This window comes from Lutibaculum baratangense AMV1 (assembly GCF_000496075.1).
In the GTDB taxonomy this organism is placed as follows: Bacteria; Pseudomonadota; Alphaproteobacteria; order Rhizobiales; family Tepidamorphaceae; genus Lutibaculum; species Lutibaculum baratangense.
The window spans coordinates 176,557-202,008 of the sequence record NZ_AWXZ01000039.1; the positions used below are offsets into that span (position 1 = coordinate 176,557).

Sequence of the window (25,452 nt, forward strand, 5' to 3'; positions counted from 1 at the left end):
CCAGCAATGTTGTCAGCAGATTTCACGGCGCTCCTGTACCTCGTGTCGGGCGTCCTCTTCATCCTCGCGCTGCGCGGGCTTTCGAGCCCCGAGACGTCGCGGCAGGGCAACCACTTCGGCATGGCGGGCATGGGGATCGCCATTGTCACCACGCTGTTCCTCGCCGGTCCGTCGACCTTCTCCTCCTGGGCGCTGATCATCCTCGGCATCGCCCTCGGCGGCACCGTGGGCGCGGTGGTCGCCAAGCGGATTCCCATGACGGCGATGCCGCAGCTCGTCGCGGCATTCCACTCGCTGGTCGGCCTCGCGGCCGTTCTTGTGGCGGCCGCAGCGCTCTATGCGCCGCAGGCCTTCGGCATCGGACAGCCGGGAACCATCCACGGCGCGAGCCTCATCGAGATGTCGATCGGTGTCGCCATCGGCGCGCTCACCTTCACCGGCTCGATCATCGCGTTCCTGAAGCTGGACGGCCGCATGAGCGGCGCGCCGATCCTGCTCCCGTCGCGCCATGTCATCAATCTCGGCCTGGCGGGTCTCCTGCTCGTGCTGGTGATCGTGTTCGTCACGAACGAGAGCCACACGCTGTTCTGGATCATCACGCTGATCGCGCTCGCGCTCGGCGTCCTGATGATCATCCCGATCGGCGGCGCCGACATGCCGGTCGTCGTGTCGATGCTCAACTCCTACTCGGGCTGGGCGGCGGCAGGCATCGGCTTCACCCTCGGCAACACCGCGCTCATCATCACCGGCGCGCTCGTCGGGTCCTCGGGTGCCATCCTCTCGTACATCATGTGCAAGGGCATGAACCGCTCGTTCATCTCGGTCATCCTCGGCGGCTTCGGTGGCGACACGGTCGTTGCCGGCGGCGGTGGCGGCGAGCAGCGGCCCGTGAAGCAGGGCTCGGCCGAGGACGCGGCGTTCCTCATGAAGAACGCCAGCCGCGTCATCATCGTGCCGGGCTACGGCATGGCGGTGGCCCAGGCGCAGCACACGCTGCGCGAGATGGTCGACCTGCTGAAGGAGGAGGGCGTCGAGGTGAAATACGCCATCCATCCCGTCGCCGGCCGCATGCCGGGCCACATGAACGTGCTCCTGGCCGAGGCGAACGTGCCCTACGACGAGGTGTTCGAGCTCGAGGACATCAACTCCGAGTTCTCGCAGACCGACGTCGCCTTCGTCATCGGCGCGAACGACGTGACGAACCCGGCGGCCCGCGACGATCCGCAGAGCTCGATCTACGGCATGCCGATCCTCGACGTCGACAAGGCGAACACCTGCCTCTTCGTGAAGCGCTCGCTCGGCTCCGGCTATGCCGGCATCGACAACGAGCTGTTCTACAAGGACAACACGATGATGCTCTTCGGCGACGCCAAGAAGATGGTCGAGGAGATCGTGAAGGCGCTTTGAGCGCCTTCGTTCTCCCCGTCGACGAGATCGACCCGGTCGGCTTCGCGCTTTCCTATCCGTTCGCGCGACCGGCCGGGTCCTTCGTTTTCGGCCCCGGCGATGCGGGCGTCGCGGCGGCCCTGCGTGTCGAGGTGGCAGCGAAGAGGACCGGCGAGGCGGCCGGCCTCGAAGTGCCTCTCGCGACCCTGACGGCGGATGTCGGGGGAGAGCAGGTGGAGTTCGCCGACCGCGTTCCCGTGCTCGCCTCGGGCAGCAACGCGGCGCCCTCGCAGCTTGCCCGCAAGTTCGGCTCGATGAGCATCCCTCCGATCCCGGTGGTGGAGGTGGTGGCCGAGGGCCTCGCCAGTGTCTATTCCGCCCACGTCGCCCGCTACGGCTCGATCGCGGCGACCCTGGCGCCCTGCGACGGCGTCCGCTCCCGGCTGCACCTGCTGTTCGTCCCGGCCTGCGCACTGGAGCACCTGAACCGGACCGAATCCGTCGGCAGCAACTACATGCTGTGCGAACTGACGGGGGCGCGCCTGCCGGTCGGCAGCTCCGTCGTCGCTCCGCTCGCCTACATTTCCCGTCGGGGGCCAGCCCGAGTCGACGGGATGCCACGGGCCTTGCCTGGGACGGCGGACGAGGGGCTGCCCGAGGCGACGCAGGCGGAGATGCAGGCGTCGCTTCAGCGGGAGTTGGGCGAGCGCGGGGAGCTGAACGGCTTCGTCGCGCGCCTCATCCGCGAAGACGCGTTCAGGGCGCGCGCAACCGATTTTCTGGCGTCCACGACCGAACGCATCGTTCCGGGCGGAACGAAGATCCTCGCCGGCGGATGACGCCGTCGGTCAGGTGGCCGAACCGTACTGGCTGAGACGCCGCTTGCCTTCGTTGGCGGGGCCGTAGCTCGGGTTGATCATGCTCGACTGGTTGTACGAGGAGAACGCCTCGCCCGGACGGTTCAGCCGCTCGAGCGCCTGCCCCCGATGGGCCCATGCCTCCGCATACTCGGGATGGATCTGCACGGCGCGATCGAAATCCTCGAGCGCGTCCTCCGCCTGACCGAGCGCCAGCCGCGAGATGCCTCGCCCGTTATAGGGCTCGGCGGCGTTCGGGTTGAGGTTGATGGCCGACTTGAAATCTTCCACGGCGTCGGCGTGCATGCCCTGCGCCTGATAGATCAGGCCGCGGTTGTGGTAGCTCTGGGAGTTGTCGGGGTCGACCTCGATCGCCCGGTCGAAATCGGCGAGCGCGAACTGGAACTGGCCGTTCTTCCGGTACAGGTTGCCGCGCTGGACGTAGGCCGGCGCATAGGTCGGATCGATCGAGAGCGCCTGGTTGTAATCCTGCAGCGCAGCCTGATCGTTGCCCATCAGACGGTAGACGAGCCCGCGGTTCGAGTAGGCCTGGTGGAATTGCGGGTTCATCTGGATCGCGCGATTGAAGTCCTCGAGCGCTTCCTGATAGCGGCCGGCACGTCCGAGGGCGGTCCCTCGCACGTTGTAGGCGCCGGGATCGTTCGGGTTGCGCTCGATGATTGCGGTCAGCGACTCGATATTGGCCGAAGACGCCACCCCGAACCCCTCGGTGGGGGCGCTCGGCAGGCTCTGGCAGGCGGCCAGCCCGAGGGAAAGGGCCAAGGCCAGGGGCAGGCCGCGCGTCAGCAAGGTGGCGCGCACGGGGGGCAGGCTGGAGAATACCGTCATGGGTCTTCGGGTCTCGTCACTTTCTTCCAGTGGGGCGACGACGGGTCTTGGCGCTCGTCGCCGTCACCTGTTCAGGATCATCCCTTCCTCGGCGGACGTTCCCGGACAGAGGAAGTCGATCTCGGGACTTCTGAAGCGGGGCGGAGATCCTGCAAAGAGGATCCCGCTCCACGGACCCCCCGGCCCAGTTGGAACCCGGGTTCAGCGGGTGCGCTTGCCCGGCAGCAGGCCTTCGCGCTGGGCGCGCTTGCGTGCCAGCTTGCGGGCGCGGCGCAGGCCCTCGGCCTTCTCGCGGGCCCGCTTCTCGGACGGCTTCTCGTAGAAATTGCGCAGCTTCATCTCGCGGAAGATGCCTTCGCGTTGCATCTTCTTCTTCAGCGCCTTCAGCGCCTGGTCGACGTTGTTCTCACGGACGATGACTTGCACACGTTCACCTTTCTTGCACGAGAGCCAGAGCTTGCGAGAAACAAAAATGCGGAGCGAGGCGTCCCGCGCCCCACCCCGACGTTTGACCGGCCACGGCGTGAGTCCGCGACTCGGATCAGGCCGCGGAACCTATCAGAAACGCTGCGTCAAGTCCATGTGGCGCGATTGCCTCAGCCGCCGGATTCGAGCGTCCCGAGCGGCAGGATGCGGGTCGCATGGCCCATCTTCCGGCCCGGTCGGACCTCGCTCTTGCCGTAGAGATGAAGCGCGAGCCCCGTCTCCGCGGCGAGCGCGGGCCAGGCGTCGGCATCCGCGCCGATCAGATTGGCCATGACGGCGTCGGAGTGGCGGGCCGTGGAGGGAAGGGGCCAGTCCGCCACGGCGCGGATATGTGCCTCGAACTGGCTCGCGATGCAGCCGTCCTGCGTCCAGTGGCCGGTGTTGTGCACGCGGGGCGCCAACTCGTTGACGAGCAGGCGCTCCCCTCCGTCGGCCTCGGTGACGAACATTTCGATGCCCATCACGCCGACATGCTCGAGCGCCTCCATGATCCGCCGGGCGATAGAGAGAGCTTCCTCGGCGGTCGCCTTCGCCAGCCGGGCGGGGGCGCGGCTCTCGACCAGGATGCCGCCTTCATGGCGGTTCTCCGCCACGTCGTAGGCCGCGAAGCTCCCGTCGCCGCCCCGCACGCCGATCACCGAGACCTCGCGGAGGAAGGGAACGCGCTCTTCGAGGATGGCCGGTGCCGCGCCGACCACGCGCCAGGCCGCCGCGGCGTCCAGATGCTCGTCGAGCCGCGCCTGCCCCTTGCCGTCATATCCGAAGCGGCGCGACTTGAGCACGGCGTTGCGCCCGAGGCGCCCTGCAGCACTCTGTATGTCTCCCGGACCTTCGATCAGCGCCCAGGCGGCCGTGGGGATCCGAAGCCGGTCGAGCAGCTCCTTCTCCTGGCCGCGATCCTGGCAGACGGCGAGAGAGGTGGCGGAGGGACAGACCCGCGTCAGCGCTTCCAGGACTTCCACCGCCCGTGCCGGCACGTTCTCGAACTCGAACGTGACGACGTCGCAAGCCTCCGCGAAACGGCGAAGCGCGGCCTCGTCCTCATAGGCCGCGACATGGGCTGCCGAGGCCACCTGGAAGGCCGGGCTGCCCGGATCGGGGCACAGCACCTCGGTGCGGAAGCCGAGCTCGGCCGCCGCGATCGCCAGCATTCGGCCGAGCTGTCCACCGCCCAGGATGCCGACGGTGGAGCCGGGGGGAAGGGGCTTGAGTGACATGTGAACCTAGACCTCCTCGACCGGGCGCTCCGCCACCTGGTCGCGTTGCGCGTCCCGCCAGCGGTCGAGGCGGGCGGCGAGCCCCTCGTCGGTGAGCGCGAGAACCGCCGCGGCCAGGAGGGCCGCGTTCACGGCGCCTGCGCGCCCGATCGCCAGCGTGCCGACCGGAATTCCGGCCGGCATCTGCACGATCGAGTGGAGGCTGTCCACGCCCGACAGGGCCTTCGACTGGATCGGGACGCCGAAGACGGGCAGGGGCGTGAGCGCCGCCGTCATGCCCGGAAGGTGCGCGGCGCCGCCGGCGCCGGCGATGATGATCTTGAAGCCCTCTCGCCGCGCGCCGCGCGCGAAATCGTACAGTCGGTCCGGCGTGCGGTGCGCCGAGACGATGCGCACATCGTGCGTGATCTCCAGCGTTTCGAGGGTTTCCGCCGCGTGTCGCATGGTCTCCCAGTCGGACTGGCTGCCCATGATGATGGCGACGGGCGGCGTTGCGTCTTTCACGGCGGTCTCCTAAAGAACCGTCGCCGAATCATATTGATTACTAACAGATTCACGACGATTGCTGATACGCTGACGTGGCGGAGTGTAGAGGGATGCCCGCATGGGAGAAGGCAGGAATCCTTCGCGTGCAGAAGATGAATCACTCGCCCGCGTCAGTGGGCTGGTCGATTTCGGCCTCGAGCTGCGGGACGAGAACGAACGGCTCCGCCTGGAGCTCGAGCATGCACGCGCACGGATACTGGAACTCGAAGCGCTGGTCGAGCGTGATTCGCTGGCGCCGGTCTACAACCGGCGCGGCCTCATGCGCGAACTCGACAAGGCGATCGCGCATTGCCGGCGGTACGGCGAGAAGGCCGTGGTCTTCTATGTCGATCTCGACCGGTTCAAGTCGATCAACGACGAGCATGGCCACGGCGCAGGCGACCGCGTGATCGAGTGCGTCGGGGAGGTTCTGGCGCGAGCGACGCGCCTGTCCGACACCGTCGCGCGGGTCGGCGGCGACGAGTTCGTCCTGATCCTCCGCCACATCACGCTGCCGACGGCCCGCACGAAGGCGGATTCGCTGAAGCGGATCGTGGCGGACCTCTCCATCGCCTACGAGGGAGTCCGGCTGTCCGCCACGGCTTCGATCGGCGTGGCCGAGCTCAGTGAGGACGACACGCCTCAGAGCATCCTCACGCGCGCGGATGCCGCGATGTACGCCGAGAAGCGCGCGCCATAGGCGGGAGGAGCCGCCGCCGCGGGTGCGCCGCAGCCGCTACGCTCAGGCGATGATGTCGGGGGTCAGCTTGTCCTCGAGATGCGAGATCTTGTCCTTCAGCATCAGCTTCTGTTTCTTCAGCCGCTTGATGCGAAGGGCATCCGCGACAGGAGCGCCTTCGAGCGCCCTGATGGCGTGGTCGAGGTCACGGTGCTCCTGCTGGAGCGTGATCAGCCTCTCGCGGAGGATCTCCTCGTCGTCCGCGACCTCGTCTCCGGTCATGTGCCCCTCTTGTATCGCCACATTCGGGCGCAACATATCACAACAGGTGCGCTGAACCGCAGAGGCGGCGAGGGCACCCGGCACGGCCCCGCGGCGCGCCGCTTCTTGTCGACTCGCTAACGGCCCCGTGTCAAACTCATGACGTCGGAACACGACGTAGAGGAGACCACTCATGTCGTTGCAGTCGCACCTTCACGAACTCGAGCAGAAGCATCGAAACCTCGATCAGGCGATCCTTCAGGAGATGGCGCATCCCAGTGCGGACGATGCGCGCGTTCGCGAACTCAAGAAGCAAAAGCTCCTGCTCAAGCAGAAGATCGAGCGACTGCGGGCCGAGACGGTGTCGGTCCACTGAGCCGACGAAAGCGGCGATAGAAGAGATTTGACGGCCTTGGGCGCCCCCCGATCGGGGGCGCCTTTTTCAATGGGGGTGCGACGTGTCGAGCGGCGGCAACTCGGACCAGTGGGAGTACTGGAACGCCTCGGGCGGCCGGATCTGGGGCGATCAGGCCCGGGACCTGGATGCCCTCCTCGAGGCCGTGACGCGGATAATCCTCCAGGTCGCCGCGCCACGCCCCGGCGAGCACGTGCTCGATATCGGCTGCGGCGCGGGGGCGTCGACCCTCGCACTGGCACGTGCAGTCGGATCTCGGGGACGCGTGGTCGGCGTTGACCTCTCCTCCCAGCTTCTCGGCCATGCCGAGCGCCGCCGGCGAGCGGCGGGGCTAGACCATGTGGCGTTCGAGATCGCCGACGCGCAGACCCATCCCTTCGAGCCGGAGGCCTTCGACCTGTTGGCTTCCAGGTTCGGGGTGATGTTCTTTTCCGATCCGGTCTCGGCCTTCCGCAACCTGGCCACCGCCCTGCGGCCCGCCGGCCGCGTCGCCTTCGCCGCCTGGGCGGGAGGCGACGAGAATCCCTGGTTCTCGATCCCGCAGCGGATCGCGGAGGATCGGCTCGGCAAGGTCGAGCCCTCGCCCCCGCTGGCCCCGGGACCTCTGGCCTTCCGCGACATCGATCAGGTCGTCGGCCTCCTGGAGGCAGCGGGCCTTGCGGAGTGCAGGGGGGAGGCGGTTCCAGTCGATCTCCATCATCCGGGCGGCCTGGAGGCGGTCGTGGACCTGACGACGAAGGTGGGCCCGACATCGCGCCTCATGCGGGAGAAGGGCGGCACCGAGGCCGATCTCGCAGCCATGCGCGAGCGGATCCGGTCTTCCTTCGCGCGATACGACTCCGCCGATGGCTTCCGCATCCCCGCCGTCGTCAACATGTTCCAGGCGAGGCGCCCATAGCCCTCGGCGGCGGGCGCAGCTCCGACCGGCTGCCGCCGCTGCCGGCTTCAAGCGTCCTTCGCCATCTCCCGCAGCACGTATTTCTGCACCTTGCCGGTCGAGGTCTTCGGCAGCTCCGTGAAGACGACGTGGCGCGGGCACTTGAAGTGGGCGAGGCGGTCGCGGCACCAGGCGATCACCTCGTCCGCTGTCAGCTCCTCGCCCGGTCTCGTCTCGACGAAGGCGCAGGGCGTCTCGCCCCATTTGTCGTCGGGCTTGGCGACGACGGCGACGGCCGACACCTTCGGGTGCTTGTAGATCGCATCCTCCACCTCGATCGAGGATATGTTCTCGCCGCCGGATATGATGATGTCCTTCGAGCGGTCCTTGAGCTGCACGTAGCCGTCGGGGTGCATCACGCCGAGGTCGCCCGAATGGAACCAGCCGCCGCGGAACGCCTCTTCCGTGGCAGCCTCGTTCTTCAGGTAGCCCTTCATCACGACATTGCCGCGGAACATGACCTCGCCGAGCGTCGCGCCATCGGCCGGCACCGGCTCCATCGTCTCGGCGTCACGGACGGAGAGACCCTCGAGCGCCACGTAGCGCACGCCCTGCCGGGCCTTCTTCGCCGCCTGCGCGGCGCCGTCGAGCGCGCTCCACTCGGCCTTCCAGTCGTTCACGACGGCCGGTCCGTAGGTCTCCGTGAGGCCGTAGAGGTGCGTGACGTTGAAGCCGTTCTCCGCCATCGCCGCAAGGACGGCCTCGGGAGGCGGGGCCGCCGCCGTGAAGAACTCCACCGTCCGGTCGAGGCGGCGCTTCTTGTCGGCCGGCGTGGAGAGGATCGTGGACATGACGATCGGCGCGCCGCAGAGATGCGTCACCGAGTGGTCTGCGAGCGCGTCCCAGATCGCCTGCTGGCGCACCGAGCGCAGGCAGACATGCGTGCCCGCGATCACCGACATCGTCCACGGAAAGCACCAGCCGTTGCAGTGGAACATCGGCAGCGTCCAGAGATAGACGGAGTGCTTGCCCATGCCGCCGGTGATCACGTTGCCCTGCGCGAGGAGCGCGGCGCCGCGATGGTGGTAGACGACGCCCTTCGGGTTGCCGGTGGTGCCCGAGGTGTAGTTGAGGCTGATCGCGTCCCACTCGTCGTCGGGCATCAGCCACTCGTATGCCTCGTCGCCCTCGGCGAGGAGTTCCTCGTACCCGATCGCGCCCAGCCGCTCGCCCTCCTGCGGAAACTCCGGGTCGTCATAGTCGACGACGAGCGGGCGCACCTTCGCCTGTTCGAGCGCCGCCTTGACGGTGGGCGCGAACTCGCGATCGGTGATCAGAACCTTCGTCTCGGCATGGTCGAGGATGAAGGCGATGATCGCGGCGTCGAGCCTCGTGTTCAGCGTGTTCAGCACACCGCCGCACATCGGCACGCCGTAATGGGCCTCGAGCATCGGCGGGGTGTTGGCGAGCATCACCGAGACCGTGTCGTTCCTGCCGACGCCGCGCCTTTCGAGTGCGCTCGCGAGCTTGCGGGCCCGGGCGTAGAACTCCCGGTAGCTGCGCCTTGCTGTGCCGTGCACGATCGCCGTCTGGTCGGGAAAGACGCGGCCCGCGCGGTCGAGGAAGCTCAGCGGGGTGAGCGGCTGGAAGTTCGCCGGCCTCCTGTCGAGGCCGGAATCGTACTTGGTCATCGGGCGCTTTCCTCGCTTGGTCTCGTTGGTGAGACGCTAGCCGGGCGGCGGGATCACGACAATGCGTCGCAAGGCGCATGCCCTCGCGACGGCGCTCCGGATTGCGCGCGGGACTCGATCCGCGCCGACGGCTTTGCCATATAGTTGGAAGCCCATTCACAACATGTGCGAGAGCCGATGCACCGTCTGATCGAAGGTTACCGCCGCTTCCGCGCCGAACGCTGGCCGACCGAGCGCGACCGTTACGAGAAGCTCGCCCTCTACGGGCAGCGTCCCGAGACCCTCGTCATCGGCTGCTCGGATTCGCGCGTCGACCCGCAGACGGTGTTCGGGGCCGGGCCGGGCGAGCTCTTCGTCGTGCGCAACGTCGCGGCGATCGTGCCGCCCTACGAGACGGGGACGGGACATCACGGGACGAGCGCGGCTCTGGAGTATGGCGTCCGCGTCCTGGAGGTGAAGCGCATCGTCGTCCTCGGCCATGCCCAGTGCGGGGGTGTGAGGGCGATCGTCGAGGGCGCTCCCGACAGCGCGGCCGACTTCATCAAGCCATGGCTGCAGCTGGCTGCGCCGGCGCTGCAGGCGATCCCGGAAGGCCTCGATCACGCCGAGGTTATCCACCGCTGCGAGCACGAGGTCGTGCGCCTCTCGATGAGCAACCTCCTGAGCTTCCCCTGGATCAAGGACGCCGTGGATGCCGGCCGGCTCGAGATCGAAGGATTCTCCTTCGGTGTCGCCAACGGGGCGCTGCAGAGATTCGACGGCGAGCGCTTCGTGTCGGTCGACTGAGGCAGTCCGACGCTCAGAGGAAGGCGAGCACGCCGTCCCAGGTGAGCTTCACGCTGGCCAGGAAGATCCCGGCATAGGCGATCCGGTAGAATGTCCGGGGATCGACGATGCGCACGAGGTAGACCCCCGCGCGCGTCGCGAGCGGAGCCAGCGGAAGCAGCACGAGCGAAGCCGTCAGCGTTTCCTGGGTGTACTGCCCGAGCTCCAGGTAGGGCAGGAGCTTCAGCACGTTCACGACGAAGAAGAAGATCGCGGCCGTTCCCGCCAGCAGGCGCGGCTCGAGCCGCAGCGGGGTCGCATACATGTGGAACGGCGGTCCGCCGGCATGGCTCACGAAGCTCGTGAAGCCGGAGACCATGCCCCAGAACCGGCCGAGCCACGGCCTTTGAGGCTGGGCGGGCCGCTTGCGGCCGCCGAAGACGTAGTTCGCGGTGAAGGCGAGGCCGACCAGCCCCAGGAGAAGGCGCACCTGGTCCGGCGTGATCCAGCTCGCCGTGATCCAGCCCAGCGCGACGCCCGCGACCGCTCCGGGCAGCATGATGAGCAGCGTGCGCCTGTCGAACGTTCCCCAGTAGGAATAGAGCGCGACCGCGTCCATCAGCACGAGGACCGGGAGGAGAATGGCGGCGGCCGTGAGCGGGCTCATCACGAGCGCCATGATCGGCACGGCGAGCTGTGACAGGGGGCCGCCGAACCCGCCCTTGCCGAGCCCGTAGAGCACGATGGCGGGAAGGGCCACGAGGTAGAAGTCGAGATTCGAGATCATCGGGGGAGAGACGCCAGGAGGGATGGCCGCCAGGTCGCAAGGCCACTGCCCAAGCTAGCCCAAGTTCTCCGGGGACGGAATCGCGAAGTGGTCAGAAGAGCATGCCGATCGCGGCGCCTGAGCCGCGCGTGGCCGCGATCGGGTATCGGGGCCGGCGGCTCTCCGGCTACTCCGCTGCGACGCGCGTTTCGAGGAGGTTCCGCTCAACGGTCCTGAGATGCGCCAGCATCGCCTGGGCCGCGCCGTCGAGGTCGCGTTCGGCGATCGCGGCGACGATGCGGTCGTGCTCGGCGAAGGAGTGGTGGTTCTCCGGCGGGCGTGTCGGATTGGCCCTCAGGCGGCCCCAGACGACCGTGCGGCGCACGCGGTTCAACGCGTCGAACAGAGCGAGGAGGAGCCTGTTCTGCGTCGACTCCGCGATGACGCGGTGAAGCTGGTTGTCGAAGAACTCGTACTGCCGCCAGGTGTCCGCCGAACGCATGCTCTGGATGCAGCGGCCCATCGCGGCGACGTCGGCAGAGGTGGCGTTGAGCGCCGCCTCCCGCGCGATCATCGGCTCGACGAGGAGCCTCGTCCGCATGACCTCCGCGGGATTGGTGCGGCTTTCGACATCCCCGAAGGAGAGGACCTCCTCTTCCGGCTTCACCCCCACGAAGGTGCCCTTGCCGACGTGGCGCCAAAGGTGCCCTTCGTCCTCCAGCACCGCCAGTGCCTTGCGAAGATCGCCACGCGAGACGCCCAACTGCTCCGCGAGCTCACGCTCGGCCGGGAGCCGTGTGTTCGCGGGAAGGTCCTGCTGCGCCAGATAGGCCCTCAGCTGGACCAGAGCTCCCACATGTTCGTCCATCGCTGTCCGTGACCAATTCCCGAATTGGCAACGTTCATGCGCCTCGCGGGTGCCCTCTGTCAATGGAATTGATCTTGACCAATGCCTGCGAGTTTCCTAACCAATTTGATGATGGGTCGGAATGGCGGCAGAGAACCGCAGATGCCCATCGGGCCGGCGCAGAGCCGGTCCCACGAGATACGCAAGGGAGATGCCCAGATGTTTGGTTTCACGCGTAGAGCAGTGGCCGGGGCGATCGCCGCCGGCATGGTGATGGGGGCCGCGGCACTGCCCGGGGCTGCGCCGGCGCAAGCCCAGGGGGATCCGATCAGCATCGCGTTCGGCGACATCGCCAGCGTGGAGAGCCTGAACCTCCTGATCGCGATCGAGCGGGTGAAGGAGCGCGGGGTTCCGGTCGAGGTGACGTTCTTCAACTCCGAGGACGTCGCTGCGCAGGCAGTCGTCTCGGGGCAGGCCGATATCGGCATCGGCGCGCCCTACGCCTTCATCCAGAACTCCGGCGCGCCGGTCCGCATGTTCTACCGGATGAGCCGCCTCCTGTTCTTCCCCGTCGTGAACTCCGAGGTCTATTCGGGCTGGCAGGACCTCGACGGCGAGGAGGTGACGGTCCACTCGCGCGGCTCCGGCACCGAGGCGCTGATGCGGCTGATGGAGAGCCGGGAGGGCATCAGCTACTCGAACGTCTCCTACATCCCCGGTTCGGAGGTGCGCGCCGGCGCGATGCTGCAGGGGCGGATCAACGCCACGATCGTCGATGCGGCCGCTTTCCGTCTCCTTCAGGAGCAGGGCGGCGACAAGTTCCAGCGGCTGCCGCTCGAGGGCGTCGACGCGACCGACGAGGCGCTTTACGCCAACCAGCAGTTCCTCGAGGAGCGGGCCGAGGACGTCGCCGTTCTCGTCGAGGAGCTCCTGAAGACGTGGCAGGAGATCGACGAGAACCCGGAGGTCGTCGTCGAACTGCGTGAGCAGTACGACCTTCTGCCCGACCTGCCGGAGGCGGCCGCGGCCGACGCGGGCCCGTACTACGTCGAGGCCGTCGAGGGCGACGTCTACCCGACCGACGGCGGGTCGCCCGACGTCGTCCAGCAGGACCTCGAGTTCCTGGCGGCGGCCGGTCAGGTCGAGGCGAGCGACGCGGATCCCGAGGACTACTGGGACTTCGGCCCGCTCGAGCGCGCCAAGGGCAATCTGGGCCAGAACTGAAGCTCGAACCCACAGGCCGGGGGCGGAGCGGTGCGTGAAGCACCGATCCGCCCCCATCGGAGATCGGGATGTTGTCAGCAAATACGACTGCCCAGAAGCTGACGGGAGACAGCCAGCCGCAACACGCGGCCCCGGGCCTCATGGCCCGGATAGGCGACAGGCCGGTGCTTTGGCGCGTGCTGTCGCTCGCCCTCTTCTGCGCGGTGTGGGAGGTGGGCGCCCGCGCGAGCGGTAACTTCGCCTTCCCCTCGTTCAGCCAGACCCTGTTCGCCTTCCTCGAGATGATCGGCGACGGCTCGCTGTTCTGGGCCTACGGGCGCACGCTCGAGCCGCTCGTCATCGGTGTCACCTTCTCGCTCCTCGTCGGCATCGGGACGGGAGTGGCGATGGGCCTGCGGCGGGACGTCGAATGGCTGACGCTGCCGGTGTTCATCGTCATGCAGGCGGCCCCGATGGCCGCGCTGATCCCGCTCGTCACCTTCGTCTACGGCATCGGCCTCGCATCCAAGGTCGTCGCGGTCGTCATGCTCTCGCTGCCGGTCATCGCGATGAACAGCTACAAGGCCGTCCGCAACACGAGCCCCTCGCTCACCGCGATGTGCCACTCCTTCCAGGGGAGCCGCTGGCAGCAGATTTCGAAGGTGATCCTGCCCGAGGCGAGCCCGATGATCTTCGCCGGCGTTCGGCTCGGCGTGGCCGAGGGCTTCTCCGGCGTCGTGCTGGCGGAGCTTCTGATCACGCCGACCGGCATCGGCGACCTCATCACCTATCACCGCTCTATCGCCAACTTCGACAGCATGTACGCGGTGATCGTCTCGATCGTCGTGTTCGCCGTCGTCACCGTCACCCTTCTGCAGCTTCTCGAGACGGCGCTGTTCCGGCCCGACAAGCGGAGATCCAAATGACAATGGCCGAACCCATCGTGGCGGCGCCCGAGCGGCGCGCTGCCTCGGATGTCGCTGCCCCCATCGTCGAGGTCAGGGGCGTCCACAAGATCTACAACGGCGACGTCGTCGCGCTGAAGGACATCAACCTGTCCTTCGAGGAGGGCCGGCTGACGAGCCTCCTCGGCCCCTCCGGCTGCGGCAAGACGACGCTCCTGAAGATCATAGCCGGGCTGCTCGAGCCGACGGCCGGCGAAGTCATGGTCAAGGGGCGGAAGATCACGGGGCCGGGCCCCGAGCGCGCCTTCGTCTTCCAGGACTTCGCGCTGATGCCGTGGGCCACCGTCCTGCGCAACGCCGCCTTCGGGCTCGAGCTTCGGGGCGTGCCGGCGAAGGAGCGCAACGAGACCGCCCGCCACTATGTCGAGGAGGTCGGGCTCAAGGGCTTCGAGGAGAAGTATCCCCACGAGCTCTCGGGCGGCATGCGCCAGCGCGTCGGCCTCGCCCGGGCCCTGGCGGTGAACGCGGACGTTCTGCTCATGGACGAGCCGTTCTCCGCGGTCGACGAGCAGACGCGCCGCAAGTTCCAGGAGGACCTGATCCGGCTGCGGGAGGTCGAGAACAAGACGTTCCTCTTCGTCACGCACTCGATCGAGGAGGCTGTCTACGTCTCCGACCGGATCATCCTGCTCTCGCCCCGTCCGGGCCGGGTGAACAACGTCATCGACCTCGACATCCGCCGTGGCGACGATCCCGAGGCCATCCGTCGCGACCCGAACTACCTCGACACGGTCGAGGAGATCTGGCGCGGCATCAAACAGTACCTGGATTGATCAGATGACGATCTACGGCTACCGCATCCCGATGATGGCCTCGCTCATCGTGTGGTGCATTCTCTGGGAGATCGTCGGGCGGCTGGACCTGCTGCTCCTCTTCCCGCCGTTCAGCGACGTGCTGGTGGCGCTGGGCGACGTGGTGAACTCGCGGAGCTTCGCGAGCGCCGTGTCGATCACGCTTTATTCCTACGCCTGGGGGCTCGGTCTCGCGATCGTCTTCGGCGTCGCCCTCGGCTTTCTCATGGGCACGGTTCCCGTGGCGGACCGGCTCCTGAACATGTGGGTCAACGTGTTCCTGTCCGCGCCGCTGTCGGCCCTCGTGCCGGTGATCATGATCCTGTTCGGCATGGGAGCGCCGACGGTCATCGTGACGGTCTTCATGTTCGCGGTGTGGATCATCGCCCTCGATACGAGGGCGGGCGTCCTGCACGTCCCCGCATCTCTTCTCGAGATGGCCCGTTCCTTCGGTGCGAGCCGCTGGACCACGACGTGGAAGATCGTCCTCTGGGCTGCGATGCCCGAGATCCTGGCCGGCATACGTCTCGGGGTGATCCGGGGCGTGAAGGGCGTCGTGATCGGACAGCTGCTCGTCTCGATCATCGGGGTGGGGGCGCTGTTCACGACCTACTCCAACAACTTCCTGATGGAGCATTTCTGGGCGCTGACGCTGATCCTCTTCGCGTTCGCCCTGACCGTCGGGCAACTCATCGCGCTTCTCGAGGCGCGCATCGACTACTACGCAGGAGCAAGAAGCTGATGTCTTTGAAGAGCACCGTCCTCAGCGCCGTGGGCGTGGGTGCAACGAATTACGTGTTCGAGCCGCAGGCGGTCCCGACGCTGCCGGTCCGCGGCACCGACCTTCTGTTCCCCGTGCACCGCATCTATTGCGTCGGCCGGAACTACGCCGCCCACGCCGTCGAGATGGGGCACGATCCCGACAAGGAGCCCCCCTTCTTCTTCCAGAAGAACCCCGACAACCTCGTCGTCGGCGACGACGTCGTCTTCCCCTATCCCTCCGAGACGAGCGACGTCCACTTCGAGATCGAGATGAACGTCGCGCTGAAGTCCGGCGGCACGAACATCCCCGTCGAGCGGGCGATGGACCACGTCTACGGCTACGGCGTCGGTCTCGACATGACGCGCCGCGACCTGCAGGGCGAGGCGAAGAAGCTCGGCCGCCCGTGGGAAGTCGGCAAGGCGTTCGAGGCGTCCGCCCCGTCCACGCCGCTCGTCACGGCCGAGGAGATCGGCCACCCGGCGAAGGGCGCGGTCTGGCTCAAGGTCAACGGCGAGATGCGCCAGCAGGGCGATCTCGAGCAGATGATCTGGAAGGTGCCGGAGATGATCTCCTACCTCTCGAAGCTGTTCGAGCTCAAGGCGGGCGACGTCATCATGTCCGGGACGCCGGCCGGGGTCGGCCCCTGCAAGCGCGGCGACGTTCTGGAGGGGCACGTCGACGGCGTCGGCGATCTCCGGGTGACCGTTGCCTGATCGACCGGGCCCGCATGACCACTGCCAGAAGGCGGGCCCTCGGGTCCGCCTTTTTCGCGACGAGGCGGCAGCGCGGTCGCAAAGACCCGGCGGGTCCCGAGCCCCCCTTGCGGGATGGCCTTCTGCTTCAGCGGCCGGGCATAGTGTTGCCGAAAACGTGTTGGATGAGGGAAGGGGATTGTCGCCTTCGCGCTTGCGGAAGATCGCGGTCCCGAGGCCTTGTGCGGGTCGGTCGATTGGTCTATCGCAGGCGCCGACCTTCCCGTGCGGGAAGTTCTTTTCGTCCACGCCGCCGTGGCTGCGCCCCGCTCCTTCGGGTGGGGTGAGAAATCTATAGGACTGCAGATGTCATCCGAGCGATTTTCGCATCTCAGGCGCCTCGAGGCGGAGTCGATCCGCATCATGCGCGAGGTCGCCGCGGAGTTCCGCAACCCGGTCATGCTCTATTCGATCGGCAAGGACTCCTCGGTCATGCTTCACCTCGCCATGAAGGCGTTCTACCCCTCGAAGCCGCCGTTCCCGCTGCTTCACGTCGACACGACGTGGAAGTTCCGGGAGATGATCCGCTTCCGCGACGACACGGCGAAGAGCCTCGGCCTCGACCTGATCGTTCACACGAACGAGGAGGGCCGGTCGCAGGGGATCAATCCCTTCGACCACGGCTCGTCGCACTACACCCACATCATGAAGACCGAAGCGCTGAAGCAGGCCCTCACGAAGTACGGCTTCGACGCGGCCTTCGGCGGTGCGAGGCGCGACGAGGAGAAGAGCCGCGCGAAGGAGCGCATCTTCTCGTTCCGCACGCAGAGCCATGCCTGGGATCCGAAGAACCAGCGGCCGGAACTCTGGAACCTCTACAACACGCGGGTCAACAAGGGCGAGTCGATCCGGGTCTTCCCGCTGTCGAACTGGACCGAGCTCGACATCTGGCAGTACATCCTCGCCGAGGACATCCCGATCGTGCCGCTCTACTTCGCTGCGGAGCGGCCGATCGTGAATCGCGACGGGACGCTCGTGATGGTCGACGACGAGCGGCTGCCGCTTCATGATGGCGAGACCCCCGAGATGATGATGGTGCGCTTCAGGACGCTCGGCTGCTACCCGCTGACGGGCGCGATCGAGAGCCCGGCGACCTCGCTGCAGGAGATCGTCGGCGAGATGCTGATCGCGAGGACCTCGGAGCGCTCGGGGCGGCTCATCGACAGCGACGAGGCGGCCTCGATGGAGAAGAAGAAGCGCGAGGGGTACTTCTGATGAGCGAAGCCATGTCGAATGTCGCCCTCGTCAGCGACTACCTCGCGGAGCAGGAGAACAAGTCGCTTCTCCGCTTCATCACCTGCGGCTCCGTCGACGACGGCAAGTCGACCCTGATCGGCCGGCTGCTCTACGATTCCAAGCTCATCTTCGAGGATCAGCTCGCGGCCCTCACACGCGACAGCCGCAAGCACGGCACCGTCGGGGAGGACATCGACTTCGCCCTCCTCGTGGACGGGCTCGAGGCCGAGCGCGAGCAGGGCATCACGATCGACGTCGCGTACCGCTTCTTCACGACCGAGGCGCGCAAGTTCATCGTGGCCGACACGCCGGGGCACGAGCAGTACACGCGCAACATGGCGACGGGCGCCTCCAACGCGGAGCTCGCCGTTATCCTCGTCGACGCCCGCTACGGCGTCCTGCCGCAAACGAGGCGCCATTCCTTCATCGTCTCGCTCGTCGGCATCAAGCACGTGATCCTGGCGATCAACAAGATCGACCTCGTCGATCACAGCCAGGAGGTGTTCGAGCGGATCTCGGCCGATTACCGCGAGTTCGCCTCGTCCTTCGGCTTCGAGACGCTGGTGCCGATCCCGATCTCCGCGCGCTATGGCGACAACGTCTTCGAGCGCTCGGCGAAGATGCCGTGGTACGACGGGCCGACGCTGAAGGAGCAGCTCGAGACGGTCAACGTCGTCGACGACCTCGAGCACAAGCCGTTCCGGATGGTCGTGCAGTGGGTCAACCGCCCGAACCTCGATTTTCGCGGGTTCTCCGGCACGATCGCCACGGGTTCGATCAAGCCGGGCGACGAGATCATCGTGGCGAAGTCCGGCCGGACGTCGAAGGTCAAGTCGATCGTCACCTATGACGGGAAGCTGGCAGAAGCCTTCGCGCGCCAGGCGGTGACGATCCAGCTCGAGGACGAGATCGACATCTCGCGCGGCGACGTTCTGGCGAAGCCGTCGCAGCGCCCGGAGGTGGCGGACCAGTTCGCGGCGCAGCTGATCTGGATGCAGGACGGCCAGGACCTCATGCCCGGTCGCCCGTATCTCCTGAAATGCGGCGCGAAGAGCGTGACGGCCACCGTCACAGAGCTCAAGTACAAGGTCGACATCAACAATTTCGACCATCTGGCCGCGAAGACGCTCCACCTCAACGAGGTGGCGATGGTGAACCTGTCGCTCGCCGAGCCCATTCCCTTCGATCCGTACGACGAGAACCACGAGACGGGCTCGTTCGTCCTGATCGACCGGCTGACGAACCAGACGGTCGGCGCGGGCATGATCCAGTTCGCGCTCAGGCGTGCCTCGAACGTGCACCTGCAGGCGCTCGACGTCGACAAGGTGGCCCGTGCGCGTCTGAAGGCCCAGAAGCCCGCGATCCTGTGGTTCACCGGCCTCTCCGGCGCCGGCAAGTCGACGATCGCGAACCTCGTCGAGAAGAAGCTCAACGGCGGTGGTCAGCACACATATGTCCTGGACGGCGACAACGTCCGCCACGGGCTGAACCGTGACCTCGGCTTCACCGACGTCGACCGCGTCGAGAACATCCGCCGCGTGGCCGAGGCTGCAAAGCTCTTCGTCGATGCGGGGCTGATCGTGCTCGTCTCGTTCATCTCGCCCTTCCGCTCGGAGCGGCGCCTCGCGCGGGAGCTCGTGGAGGAAGGCGAGTTCATCGAGATCCACGTCGACACACCGCTGTCGCTCGCGGAGGAGCGGGATCCGAAGGGCCTCTACCAGAAGGCCCGTGCCGGGCAGATCAAGAACTTCACCGGCATCGACAGTCCCTACGAGTTGCCGGAGAATGCGGAGCTGACCCTGAACACCGCCGAGCATACGGCGGAGGAACTGGCCGAGGCCGTCGTGAAGCACCTCCGCGACAACGGGTACGTCTCGTAGGACCAGCTACGTCTGGTCACGCGAACGGGGCTGCGGCGGGCGATGGCCCGCCGCCGTCATTTTCAGGCGACGTCCTTGGTGGTGCGCCGGTCAGACGATGAGGCCGTCGAGCGGTTTCAGGCCGATGCTGTCGGGGAAGATCCTCGTGGCGAGCGTGCGCTGATCGATCCCGAGGTGGTCGCGCAGGACGCCCTTCAGGACGGCGCGGAGATCGGTCGTCGGCTGCAGGTCGCGCTCCTCGTAGAGGTCCCGGGTCCGCAGGCCCGGCCAATCCGCGATCACGCGGCCTCCCTTGACGGCGCCTCCCATCAGGAAGGCGGTCGTCGCAGTGCCGTGATCGGTTCCCTTGTTGCCGTTCGCGCGCGCCGTGCGGCCGAATTCCGTGACGACGGCGACCACCGTCTGGCTCCAGACGGCGCTCAATTGCCCCGCCAAGGCGTCGAGCGAGGAGTCGAGAGCGTCGAGAAGCACGGCCAGACGGCCGTCCGCCGCGCCCTCTGCGGCGTGGGTATCCCACCCGTCGTAGCTGATCGCCGCCAGTCGCGGCCCGTCGTCCTCCGCGATGAGCCGGCCGGATCCCTCCGCCAGCGCGATGAAGGAGGAGGCGAGCCCGTTGCGTCGCTTCTCCCCGGCATCATCCATCGGCACGCCCATGGCCAACTCGTCGAGCTCGACCCCCGCCGTGAATACGCGGGACAGTTCGGCATCCGTCTCGCCGTAGAGCGATGCCAGGCGCTGCACGGTATCGGACCCGGCCTGCTTCATCGAAGGGGGGCTCCAGGTGAGCACCGGGGCGTCGCCGCGCAGGATGAGCGGCACCGTGGCGCCGACGGCGAGGCCCTGCGTCGGCCTGGCCCGATCTCCCGCAGGCAATGCCGCAGCCACGCGGTTCAGCCACCCGTCCTGGCTGCCGCGCGGGCCGACGAGGCCGCTTTCGAGCACGTCCTGACCGTCGAAGTGGGACCGCTCGCGGTAGGGCGTCGCCGCCGCGTGGACGATCAGGGCCTCGCCCTTGCGCATGCGCCGATGGAGCTTCGGCATGGCGTCGTTCAGGGCGAACAGATCGTCGAGGGGCAGGATCTCGCTGCCGTCGGCGCCGAGGGCGAGGTCGCCGCGCAGCGCCGCATAGTCGCGGTCGCCGACCGGGGGCACGGCCGCCAGCCCGTCCATCGCACCCCTCAGGATCACGAGGACAAAGCGCGGATCCGCCGTGCCGGCGAAGCCTGCACGGGGCATGTTGGCCCAGGCCACCAGGGAGCCGGCGCCCGCCAGGAAGGCACGGCGGCTGGGGCAGAGGCGAGCGTCCTGTGCGAGGAATGAGGGAACAGACATCGGCATCACCTGCGCTGGAATTCCGGGCTCATGAGAAGTAGTGCGAGACCCTGCTCGGTCGTCTCCGCGCGTGAGATGCTCTGGGATGTCGCCATCGACATCGAAGCGCCCAGCACCTCCTCCGCCACCCCGCGGGGATCGAGCGCACGGCTTCTGCCCGCGATCGCCTGCGCGATGTCGAGGCGCGTGGTCAGGGCGTCGGGAGCGAGCCATTCGGCGCTGTCATCGGGGAAGCCGGCGGGCGAGGGCGGGTTCCACAGCGGTTGGCCGAGGAGGTTCAGCACACGCTGGCAGAACGGGGCGGGGGCGTTGAAATCGACAGCGCGAATGGTCGCCCACAGGAACTCCTGAGGGGGGCGCAATTTGCTCGGCGGAAGGTCCCAGGCCTCGTCGGAGTGAAGCAGCGTCGCGTAGACGCTGCGCAAATCGCCGTCGCTGTCGAGAAAGCTGTCGGTCAGCGCCTCGACCAGCCGTGGCGGAGGCGCGTCGGAGACGAAATGCCGGGCGAGCTTGGTGGCGACGTGGCGCGCGGTCGCGGGCTGGCGGGCGAGATCCCTCAGAGCCGCCACGCCTTGTTCCTCGCCGTCGTCGGGATATCGCGTGCCCATGAGCACCTGGGGCCCCGGCTCGTGCGTGGGTGCCTTGAAGGTGAACCGGCCGAAGCGCTCCGGATACTTCGCATCCGCCCCGAGCGACCAGCCCGTGAGGATCTTCGCCAGCGCGATCACGTCGTCCTGGGTGTATCCGCCCGTCACTCCCACGGTGTGAAGCTCGAGGATCTCGCGGGCGTGGTTCTCGTTCAGCCCGCGCCCGCGCCGGACCCCGAGCCGGCTGTTCGGGCCGACCGAGGTGATGTTGTTGAGGTAGTAGAGCATGGCCGGATGGCGCGTCGCGGCGAGCAGCAGGTCGTCGAAGTGACCGAGCACGTGCGGCCTGATCGCCTCGCGCTCGTAGGCGCCGGCCATGCCGCGCCGGGCGCCCCCGCGGAGGTCGACGGCGAAATGGTTCGTCCAGAACCCGACGATCCGCTCCACGAAGCCGGTGTCCACGCGGCGGATCCGCCGGACACGGGCCTCGACCTCGTCGAAATAGATCGCTCTGGCGACGTTCTTCGGCGCGCCCTCCGGTGGTTCCTTGCCCTCCTTGCGCCGCCGCGCCTCCTCGCGCACCGCGAGCCAGGCCTCCCGGCTGTCCAAAAGGCTCGGATCGTTCATGAGCGCCGCGCGCGGACGGTCGATTTCGGCGAGCAGGAGCGTTCGAACGTCGCCTTGCCCTCTCGTCTCCGCGTTCCCCCTCATGCCGAGACCGAACCGCGCCAGGGCGCGTGATGCATCACTTGGAGCCATGCCACCTCGCTGGAACGGCGCCCGAGCGCCGAATGAAGGGAGCTTCAGGATAACGCGGAGCTCGTGGCGGAGTTGTGGCTGCACCCGTCCCAGGGCACGCGGTGACCGCGGCAAGACGCGCAGAGGTGCTGTGTTTGGAGGCCCGGCCCCGGGGTCGAACCGGGGCTGGCCGGCGTTGCATCGCCGTCGGGTGGCCGCTCCCCCACCGGGCCGTCTACGCCACCGACGATAGCCGGCCGAGCCGGATCACGGAAGCGTGATCTTACCTGTCGGTTAACGCGGGTGGGCCGCAGTCTCAGCGGCGCCAGAACTCGGGATCGAGGAGAAGCAGCATCGTGAAGAGCTCCAGTCGCCCGAGGAGCATCGCAAAGGCGAGGATCCACTTGGCGGAGTCGGGCACCTCCTGGAAGTTGCCGGAGGGACCGATGATCTCGCCGAGCCCCGGGCCGACATTGCCGAGGGCCGTTGCTGCCCCGCTCAGCGCGCTGACGATGTCGAGCCCGGTAGCGGCCAGCAGTAGCGTCACGACCACGACACTGGCGAAGTACGTCGTGAGGAAGAGCAGAACCGAGGGCGGCACGTCCTCTGGAATGCGCTGCCCGGAATAGCGCAACGGGATGAGACGGTTGGGCCGGGCGAGCCGCCCGAGATGGGCCCTGAGAACGCGCCACAGGATCTGGAAGCGATAGATCTTGATCGCTCCGGTGGTGGAGCCGCTGCACCCGCCGATGAACGTCAGAAGAAAGAACAGACCGACCGCCGCGGCGCCCCAGAGCGTATAGTCGCTGCTCGCGTAGCCCGTCGTGGTGGTGATCGAGACGACGTTGAACGCGGCCAGCCGCAAGGCCTCGAGCGGCGGCAGGTCGTGCGTTCGGACGAGCCACAACGCCAGCAGGATCGACACGACGACGATCAGTTGCAGGAAGGTGCGGATCTGCGGGTCGCGCCACAGGGAGACCTGCTCTCCCTTTACCAGCTTGATGTAGGCCACGAAGGGGAGGGCTCCCGCCAGCATGAAGATCGTGGCCGTCCAGTGCAGGAGGGGCGGCTCGAAGTGACCGAAGGAGGCGTCGTAATTGGCGAACCCGCCCGTGGAGAGGGTGGTCATCGCGTGGCAGATGGCATCGAAGAAAGACATCCCGCCGATCTTGTAGAGCGCGGCGCATGCCGCCGTCAGCGAGATGTAGGTCAAGCCGATGAACTGCACGAGCTGGACGGGTCGGGGGACGATCTTCTCGGACCGGTCGGAGCTTTCCGTGTGGAAGAGCTGCATGCCGCCGACACGCAGGAACGGCAGGACGATGATGGCCGTGACGACGATGCCGACGCCGCCGATCCATTGCAGCAGCGCACGCCAGAACAGCAGGCCCGGCGGGAGTAGCTCGAGATCCGAGAGCACGGTCGAGCCGGTGGTGGTGAAGCCCGAGACGGCTTCGAAGAACGCGTCGTGATAGTTGAGGCCGAGCCCCAGGAACGGGAGGGCGGAGAAGGCGGAGAGCGATATCCAGACCGAGGTGGTCACGATGAAGGCGGTCTGCATTCGCAGCGCGCTCTCCACCGGCCGCCTCGCAGCGAGTGCGATCAGCGTGCCGAGCGACCAGGTGACGAGCGCGCTGACGGCGAAGATCGACCAGTCCTCGTTGCCGATGACGACGTCGATCAGCGCCGGCACGAGCATGGTCACGCCCAAGCCGGCCAGCAGGAGCCCGTTGACATAGAAGATGATGGACATTCGTGGGCCTCTTCGCGACCCGAAGCCTCTAGCACGGTCTCGTGCGCGGGCGAACGGCTACTCGCCGTGGGAGGCACCGCGTCGCATGGCCGCGACGCTTTGATCACACTTCGGTTCAGAGAACCGCGAAGAGCAGGACGAGAACGACCATCCCCACGAGGCCCGCGAGGAAGATCGCGCGCCGCTGCCGGCTCCGCAGGATGATCGTGCCCTGCCTCACACTCTCGGCCGAATAGGTCTTCTCGACGTCCTCGCGGTTCGGCCGCTCGCTCATGTCCGTCTCCTCGATCTGTGGTGACGGGAACGGCCCCGCGGACGCCTCTGTTCCGTGCGTCGTCCTCGCCGGCCGCCGTCGCTCACCGGTTCCTCTGCACGAGGCAGTTGCCGCCGTTCGCTCGAAGCCTGCCACAGATGCGTTCCGCCTCGTCGCGGCTCTCCGCCGGCGCCTGAACCTGGTAGAACCGGCGCGGGCCGCGGCCGGGGACCCGGCCCGTCACCACCATCGGCTCGACGTCGCCGAGAATGGACGCATGGCGTTGCTGCTGACGCCGGTAGCCGGCCATCGCGACGTCGAGCGAGTGGTTGCCGGCGAGCTGAACGCCCCATGGGGTCGTCCGGGAGGTGCCGGTGGCCTTCTCGGCCGTCAGCTGGCCGCGCCCCGAGGCGATCTTCAGGCAGTCGTCGGCGGGGTCGAGGACGGCCTGTTCCTGTTCCTGTTGCTCCTCCTCCGCGTCCTCGGCCTGCGCCTGGGGCAGCCAGTCCTCGGGGCCGCGCCCGGTGATCTTCCAGACGTAATTGCGGGTCTCGAGCGGCAGGCCGCGGTCCCCCGCGACGAAGCCCAGGACGCGGTTCTCCCCGGCATTGTAGGCCGCCGCCGCGAGGCCGAGGTTGCCGAACCGGTCGCGCAGGTCGGACAGGTAGTGCGCGGAGGCCGTGATGGCCGTGGCGGGGTCGAACGGGTCGACGAGGCCGCGAAGATCGGCCGTGCCGCGCATGAACTGCGCGATGCCTTCCGCGCCCTTCGGGCTCACGGCCCGAGGATTGAAGCTGCTCTCCGTCTGGATCAGCCTGGCGAAGAAGCCGATCGGCAGGTCGTGCTGTTCGGCGGCGGCCTCGACGAGATCGCACAGCGTCTCCCTCGACTGCGGCTCTGGCCGGTCTACCTCCCCGGCCTCGGCGTCCCCGTCGGGGGCCGTCGGCGGGTGCGGCGAAAGCCGAACCTCGGCGGGCGCATCCCCCGGCGCGGCGTCTTCTTGCGTCTGGCCGGGGACGACGGCCATGAGCGTGAGGACCACCGTGGCGACCGCCATGCGCGTCGACATATGCGCCGCTCCTCAGGCGGTCAGGCCGGCCGCCCGCGCCTCGCAGGCGCGCAGCAGGTCGGCGGGTGCGACGGCGAACACGCAATGGGGCGTGCCCGCAGCCGCCCAGACGACGGGGTGATCGAGCAGCGACCGGTCCATCAGCGTCTGCATCTGCGTCTCGTGGCCGAGCGGGGGGACACCCCCGATGGCGTATCCGGTGAGCTCGCGGACCGTCCTGCCGTCGGCCCGTCGCAGGCCCTCTCCGACCTCGCGCTCGACGGTCGGCTCGTCGACGCGGTCGGCGCCCGAGACGAGCAGCAGAAGCGGAGTCTCGCTCTCGCTTCCGACGAAGACGAGAGACTTGACGATCTGGGCGACCGAGCAGCCGCAGGCCAGGGCTGCCTCCTCGGCGGTCCGCGCAGACACGTCGTGCACCACGACCTCGATCTCCAGCCCACGCGCGAGGGCTCGGCGGCGGAAGCGTTCGGCACTGGCGGGCAATTCGGTCATGCGCGGAGGGTAGTGCC

Annotated in this window: 27 protein-coding genes and 1 tRNA gene; 13 read left to right on the forward strand and 15 right to left on the reverse strand. The window is 67.6% G+C overall.

Going from position 1 to position 25,452, the window contains the following annotated elements:
- Window positions 1–6 precede the first annotated feature (6 nt).
- Window positions 7–1,407 (forward strand): NAD(P)(+) transhydrogenase (Re/Si-specific) subunit beta, encoded by a 1,401-nt coding sequence (locus tag N177_RS15395; protein ID WP_023433307.1) that lies wholly within the window; start codon window positions 7–9, stop codon window positions 1,405–1,407.
- A complete protein-coding gene (locus N177_RS15400; RefSeq protein WP_023433308.1) occupies window positions 1,404–2,225 on the forward strand; it encodes a hypothetical protein in 822 nt (273 codons plus the stop codon). The genes N177_RS15395 and N177_RS15400 overlap by 4 nt, the downstream gene beginning before the upstream one ends.
- A gap of 9 nt (window positions 2,226–2,234) precedes the next feature.
- Here the strand turns inward: N177_RS15400 and N177_RS15405 are convergent, their stop codons facing one another.
- The 4 genes from N177_RS15405 to purE form a co-directional block, all read right to left on the reverse strand.
- Complete coding sequence (locus tag N177_RS15405; RefSeq protein WP_023433309.1) at window positions 2,235–3,092, reverse strand: tetratricopeptide repeat protein; 858 nt, start codon at window positions 3,090–3,092, stop codon at window positions 2,235–2,237.
- 201 nt (window positions 3,093–3,293) lie between these two features.
- Window positions 3,294–3,566: a 30S ribosomal protein S21 gene (rpsU, locus tag N177_RS15410; protein WP_244444303.1), complete on the reverse strand. Its 273-nt coding sequence runs from the start codon at window positions 3,564–3,566 to the stop codon at window positions 3,294–3,296.
- Between the two features lie 122 nt (window positions 3,567–3,688).
- The gene (locus N177_RS15415; RefSeq protein WP_023433311.1) at window positions 3,689–4,795 is read right to left on the reverse strand and encodes a 5-(carboxyamino)imidazole ribonucleotide synthase; all 1,107 of its coding nucleotides are present in this window, start codon (window positions 4,793–4,795) and stop codon (window positions 3,689–3,691) included.
- Window positions 4,796–4,801: 6 nt separating this feature from the next.
- Complete coding sequence (purE, locus tag N177_RS15420) at window positions 4,802–5,266, reverse strand: 5-(carboxyamino)imidazole ribonucleotide mutase (RefSeq protein WP_040486038.1); 465 nt, start codon at window positions 5,264–5,266, stop codon at window positions 4,802–4,804.
- A 133-nt stretch (window positions 5,267–5,399) separates the two neighbouring features.
- On the opposite strand from purE, the gene N177_RS15425 reads away from it, so the two are divergent.
- Entirely contained in the window at window positions 5,400–6,020 is a 621-nt protein-coding gene (locus tag N177_RS15425) for a GGDEF domain-containing protein (protein WP_023433313.1), read from the forward strand.
- Window positions 6,021–6,062: 42 nt separating this feature from the next.
- On the opposite strand, the gene N177_RS15430 is transcribed toward N177_RS15425, so the two are convergent.
- On the reverse strand, window positions 6,063–6,281 hold the full coding sequence (locus N177_RS15430; RefSeq protein WP_023433314.1) for a YdcH family protein: 219 nt from the start codon (window positions 6,279–6,281) through the stop codon (window positions 6,063–6,065).
- A gap of 172 nt (window positions 6,282–6,453) precedes the next feature.
- Between N177_RS15430 and N177_RS15435 the strand changes: the two genes are divergently transcribed.
- Together N177_RS15435 and N177_RS15440 are read left to right on the forward strand one after the other, a co-directional pair.
- Window positions 6,454–6,636, forward strand: coding sequence for a YdcH family protein (locus N177_RS15435; protein ID WP_040485932.1), 183 nt, complete (start codon window positions 6,454–6,456; stop codon window positions 6,634–6,636).
- Between the two features lie 82 nt (window positions 6,637–6,718).
- Window positions 6,719–7,573 (forward strand): class I SAM-dependent methyltransferase, encoded by an 855-nt coding sequence (locus tag N177_RS15440; RefSeq protein WP_023433316.1) that lies wholly within the window; start codon window positions 6,719–6,721, stop codon window positions 7,571–7,573.
- Between the two features lie 47 nt (window positions 7,574–7,620).
- Here N177_RS15440 and N177_RS15445 read toward each other — a convergent pair whose 3' ends face one another.
- Complete coding sequence (locus N177_RS15445) at window positions 7,621–9,243, reverse strand: acyl-CoA synthetase (protein WP_023433317.1); 1,623 nt, start codon at window positions 9,241–9,243, stop codon at window positions 7,621–7,623.
- A gap of 177 nt (window positions 9,244–9,420) precedes the next feature.
- Here N177_RS15445 and N177_RS15450 point away from each other — a divergent pair, with 177 nt between their 5' ends.
- Window positions 9,421–10,029, forward strand: coding sequence for a carbonic anhydrase (locus tag N177_RS15450; protein ID WP_023433318.1), 609 nt, complete (start codon window positions 9,421–9,423; stop codon window positions 10,027–10,029).
- A gap of 13 nt (window positions 10,030–10,042) precedes the next feature.
- Here N177_RS15450 and N177_RS15455 read toward each other — a convergent pair whose 3' ends face one another.
- Both N177_RS15455 and N177_RS15460 read right to left on the reverse strand, forming a co-directional pair.
- Window positions 10,043–10,795 carry a sulfite exporter TauE/SafE family protein gene (locus N177_RS15455; protein WP_023433319.1) on the reverse strand — a complete coding sequence of 251 codons (753 nt, stop codon included), beginning with the start codon at window positions 10,793–10,795 and terminating at the stop codon, window positions 10,043–10,045.
- A gap of 166 nt (window positions 10,796–10,961) precedes the next feature.
- A complete protein-coding gene (locus tag N177_RS15460; protein WP_023433320.1) occupies window positions 10,962–11,642 on the reverse strand; it encodes a FadR/GntR family transcriptional regulator in 681 nt (226 codons plus the stop codon).
- Between the two features lie 198 nt (window positions 11,643–11,840).
- Between N177_RS15460 and N177_RS15465 the strand changes: the two genes are divergently transcribed.
- From N177_RS15465 to cysN, 7 genes are all read left to right on the forward strand, one after another.
- Entirely contained in the window at window positions 11,841–12,845 is a 1,005-nt protein-coding gene (locus N177_RS15465) for an ABC transporter substrate-binding protein (RefSeq protein WP_040485933.1), read from the forward strand.
- Window positions 12,846–12,913: 68 nt separating this feature from the next.
- Window positions 12,914–13,750, forward strand: a complete 837-nt coding sequence (locus N177_RS15470; protein ID WP_051402421.1) for an ABC transporter permease — start codon at window positions 12,914–12,916, stop codon at window positions 13,748–13,750.
- Window positions 13,751–13,752: 2 nt separating this feature from the next.
- Entirely contained in the window at window positions 13,753–14,562 is an 810-nt protein-coding gene (locus N177_RS15475; protein WP_023433323.1) for an ABC transporter ATP-binding protein, read from the forward strand.
- Window positions 14,563–14,566: 4 nt separating this feature from the next.
- Window positions 14,567–15,322, forward strand: a complete 756-nt coding sequence (locus tag N177_RS15480; protein ID WP_023433324.1) for an ABC transporter permease — start codon at window positions 14,567–14,569, stop codon at window positions 15,320–15,322.
- The gene (locus tag N177_RS15485) at window positions 15,322–16,056 is read left to right on the forward strand and encodes a fumarylacetoacetate hydrolase family protein (protein ID WP_023433325.1); all 735 of its coding nucleotides are present in this window, start codon (window positions 15,322–15,324) and stop codon (window positions 16,054–16,056) included. Before N177_RS15480 ends, N177_RS15485 begins: the two co-directional genes overlap by 1 nt.
- A gap of 345 nt (window positions 16,057–16,401) precedes the next feature.
- Entirely contained in the window at window positions 16,402–17,310 is a 909-nt protein-coding gene (gene cysD / locus N177_RS15490; protein WP_023433326.1) for a sulfate adenylyltransferase subunit CysD, read from the forward strand.
- Window positions 17,310–19,211, forward strand: coding sequence for a sulfate adenylyltransferase subunit CysN (gene cysN / locus N177_RS15495; RefSeq protein ID WP_040485935.1), 1,902 nt, complete (start codon window positions 17,310–17,312; stop codon window positions 19,209–19,211). Before cysD ends, cysN begins: the two co-directional genes overlap by 1 nt.
- A 90-nt stretch (window positions 19,212–19,301) precedes the next feature.
- Here the strand turns inward: cysN and N177_RS15500 are convergent, their stop codons facing one another.
- The 7 genes from N177_RS15500 to N177_RS15520 form a co-directional block, all read right to left on the reverse strand.
- Window positions 19,302–20,549 carry a DUF1501 domain-containing protein gene (locus N177_RS15500; protein WP_425280801.1) on the reverse strand — a complete coding sequence of 416 codons (1,248 nt, stop codon included), beginning with the start codon at window positions 20,547–20,549 and terminating at the stop codon, window positions 19,302–19,304.
- Window positions 20,549–21,889 (reverse strand): DUF1800 domain-containing protein, encoded by a 1,341-nt coding sequence (locus tag N177_RS15505; RefSeq protein WP_040485936.1) that lies wholly within the window; start codon window positions 21,887–21,889, stop codon window positions 20,549–20,551. The genes N177_RS15500 and N177_RS15505 overlap by 1 nt, the downstream gene beginning before the upstream one ends.
- A gap of 135 nt (window positions 21,890–22,024) precedes the next feature.
- Window positions 22,025–22,101: transfer RNA gene (locus N177_RS21460), tRNA-Ile, on the reverse strand.
- An 83-nt stretch (window positions 22,102–22,184) separates the two neighbouring features.
- Entirely contained in the window at window positions 22,185–23,621 is a 1,437-nt protein-coding gene (locus tag N177_RS15510) for a TrkH family potassium uptake protein (protein WP_023433330.1), read from the reverse strand.
- 115 nt (window positions 23,622–23,736) lie between these two features.
- A complete protein-coding gene (locus N177_RS21465) occupies window positions 23,737–23,895 on the reverse strand; it encodes a hypothetical protein (protein ID WP_023433331.1) in 159 nt (52 codons plus the stop codon).
- An 82-nt stretch (window positions 23,896–23,977) separates the two neighbouring features.
- On the reverse strand, window positions 23,978–24,943 hold the full coding sequence (locus N177_RS15515) for a lytic transglycosylase domain-containing protein (RefSeq protein ID WP_023433332.1): 966 nt from the start codon (window positions 24,941–24,943) through the stop codon (window positions 23,978–23,980).
- Window positions 24,944–24,955: 12 nt separating this feature from the next.
- Window positions 24,956–25,435 carry a YbaK/EbsC family protein gene (locus N177_RS15520; protein WP_051402452.1) on the reverse strand — a complete coding sequence of 160 codons (480 nt, stop codon included), beginning with the start codon at window positions 25,433–25,435 and terminating at the stop codon, window positions 24,956–24,958.
- Window positions 25,436–25,452 lie beyond the last annotated feature (17 nt).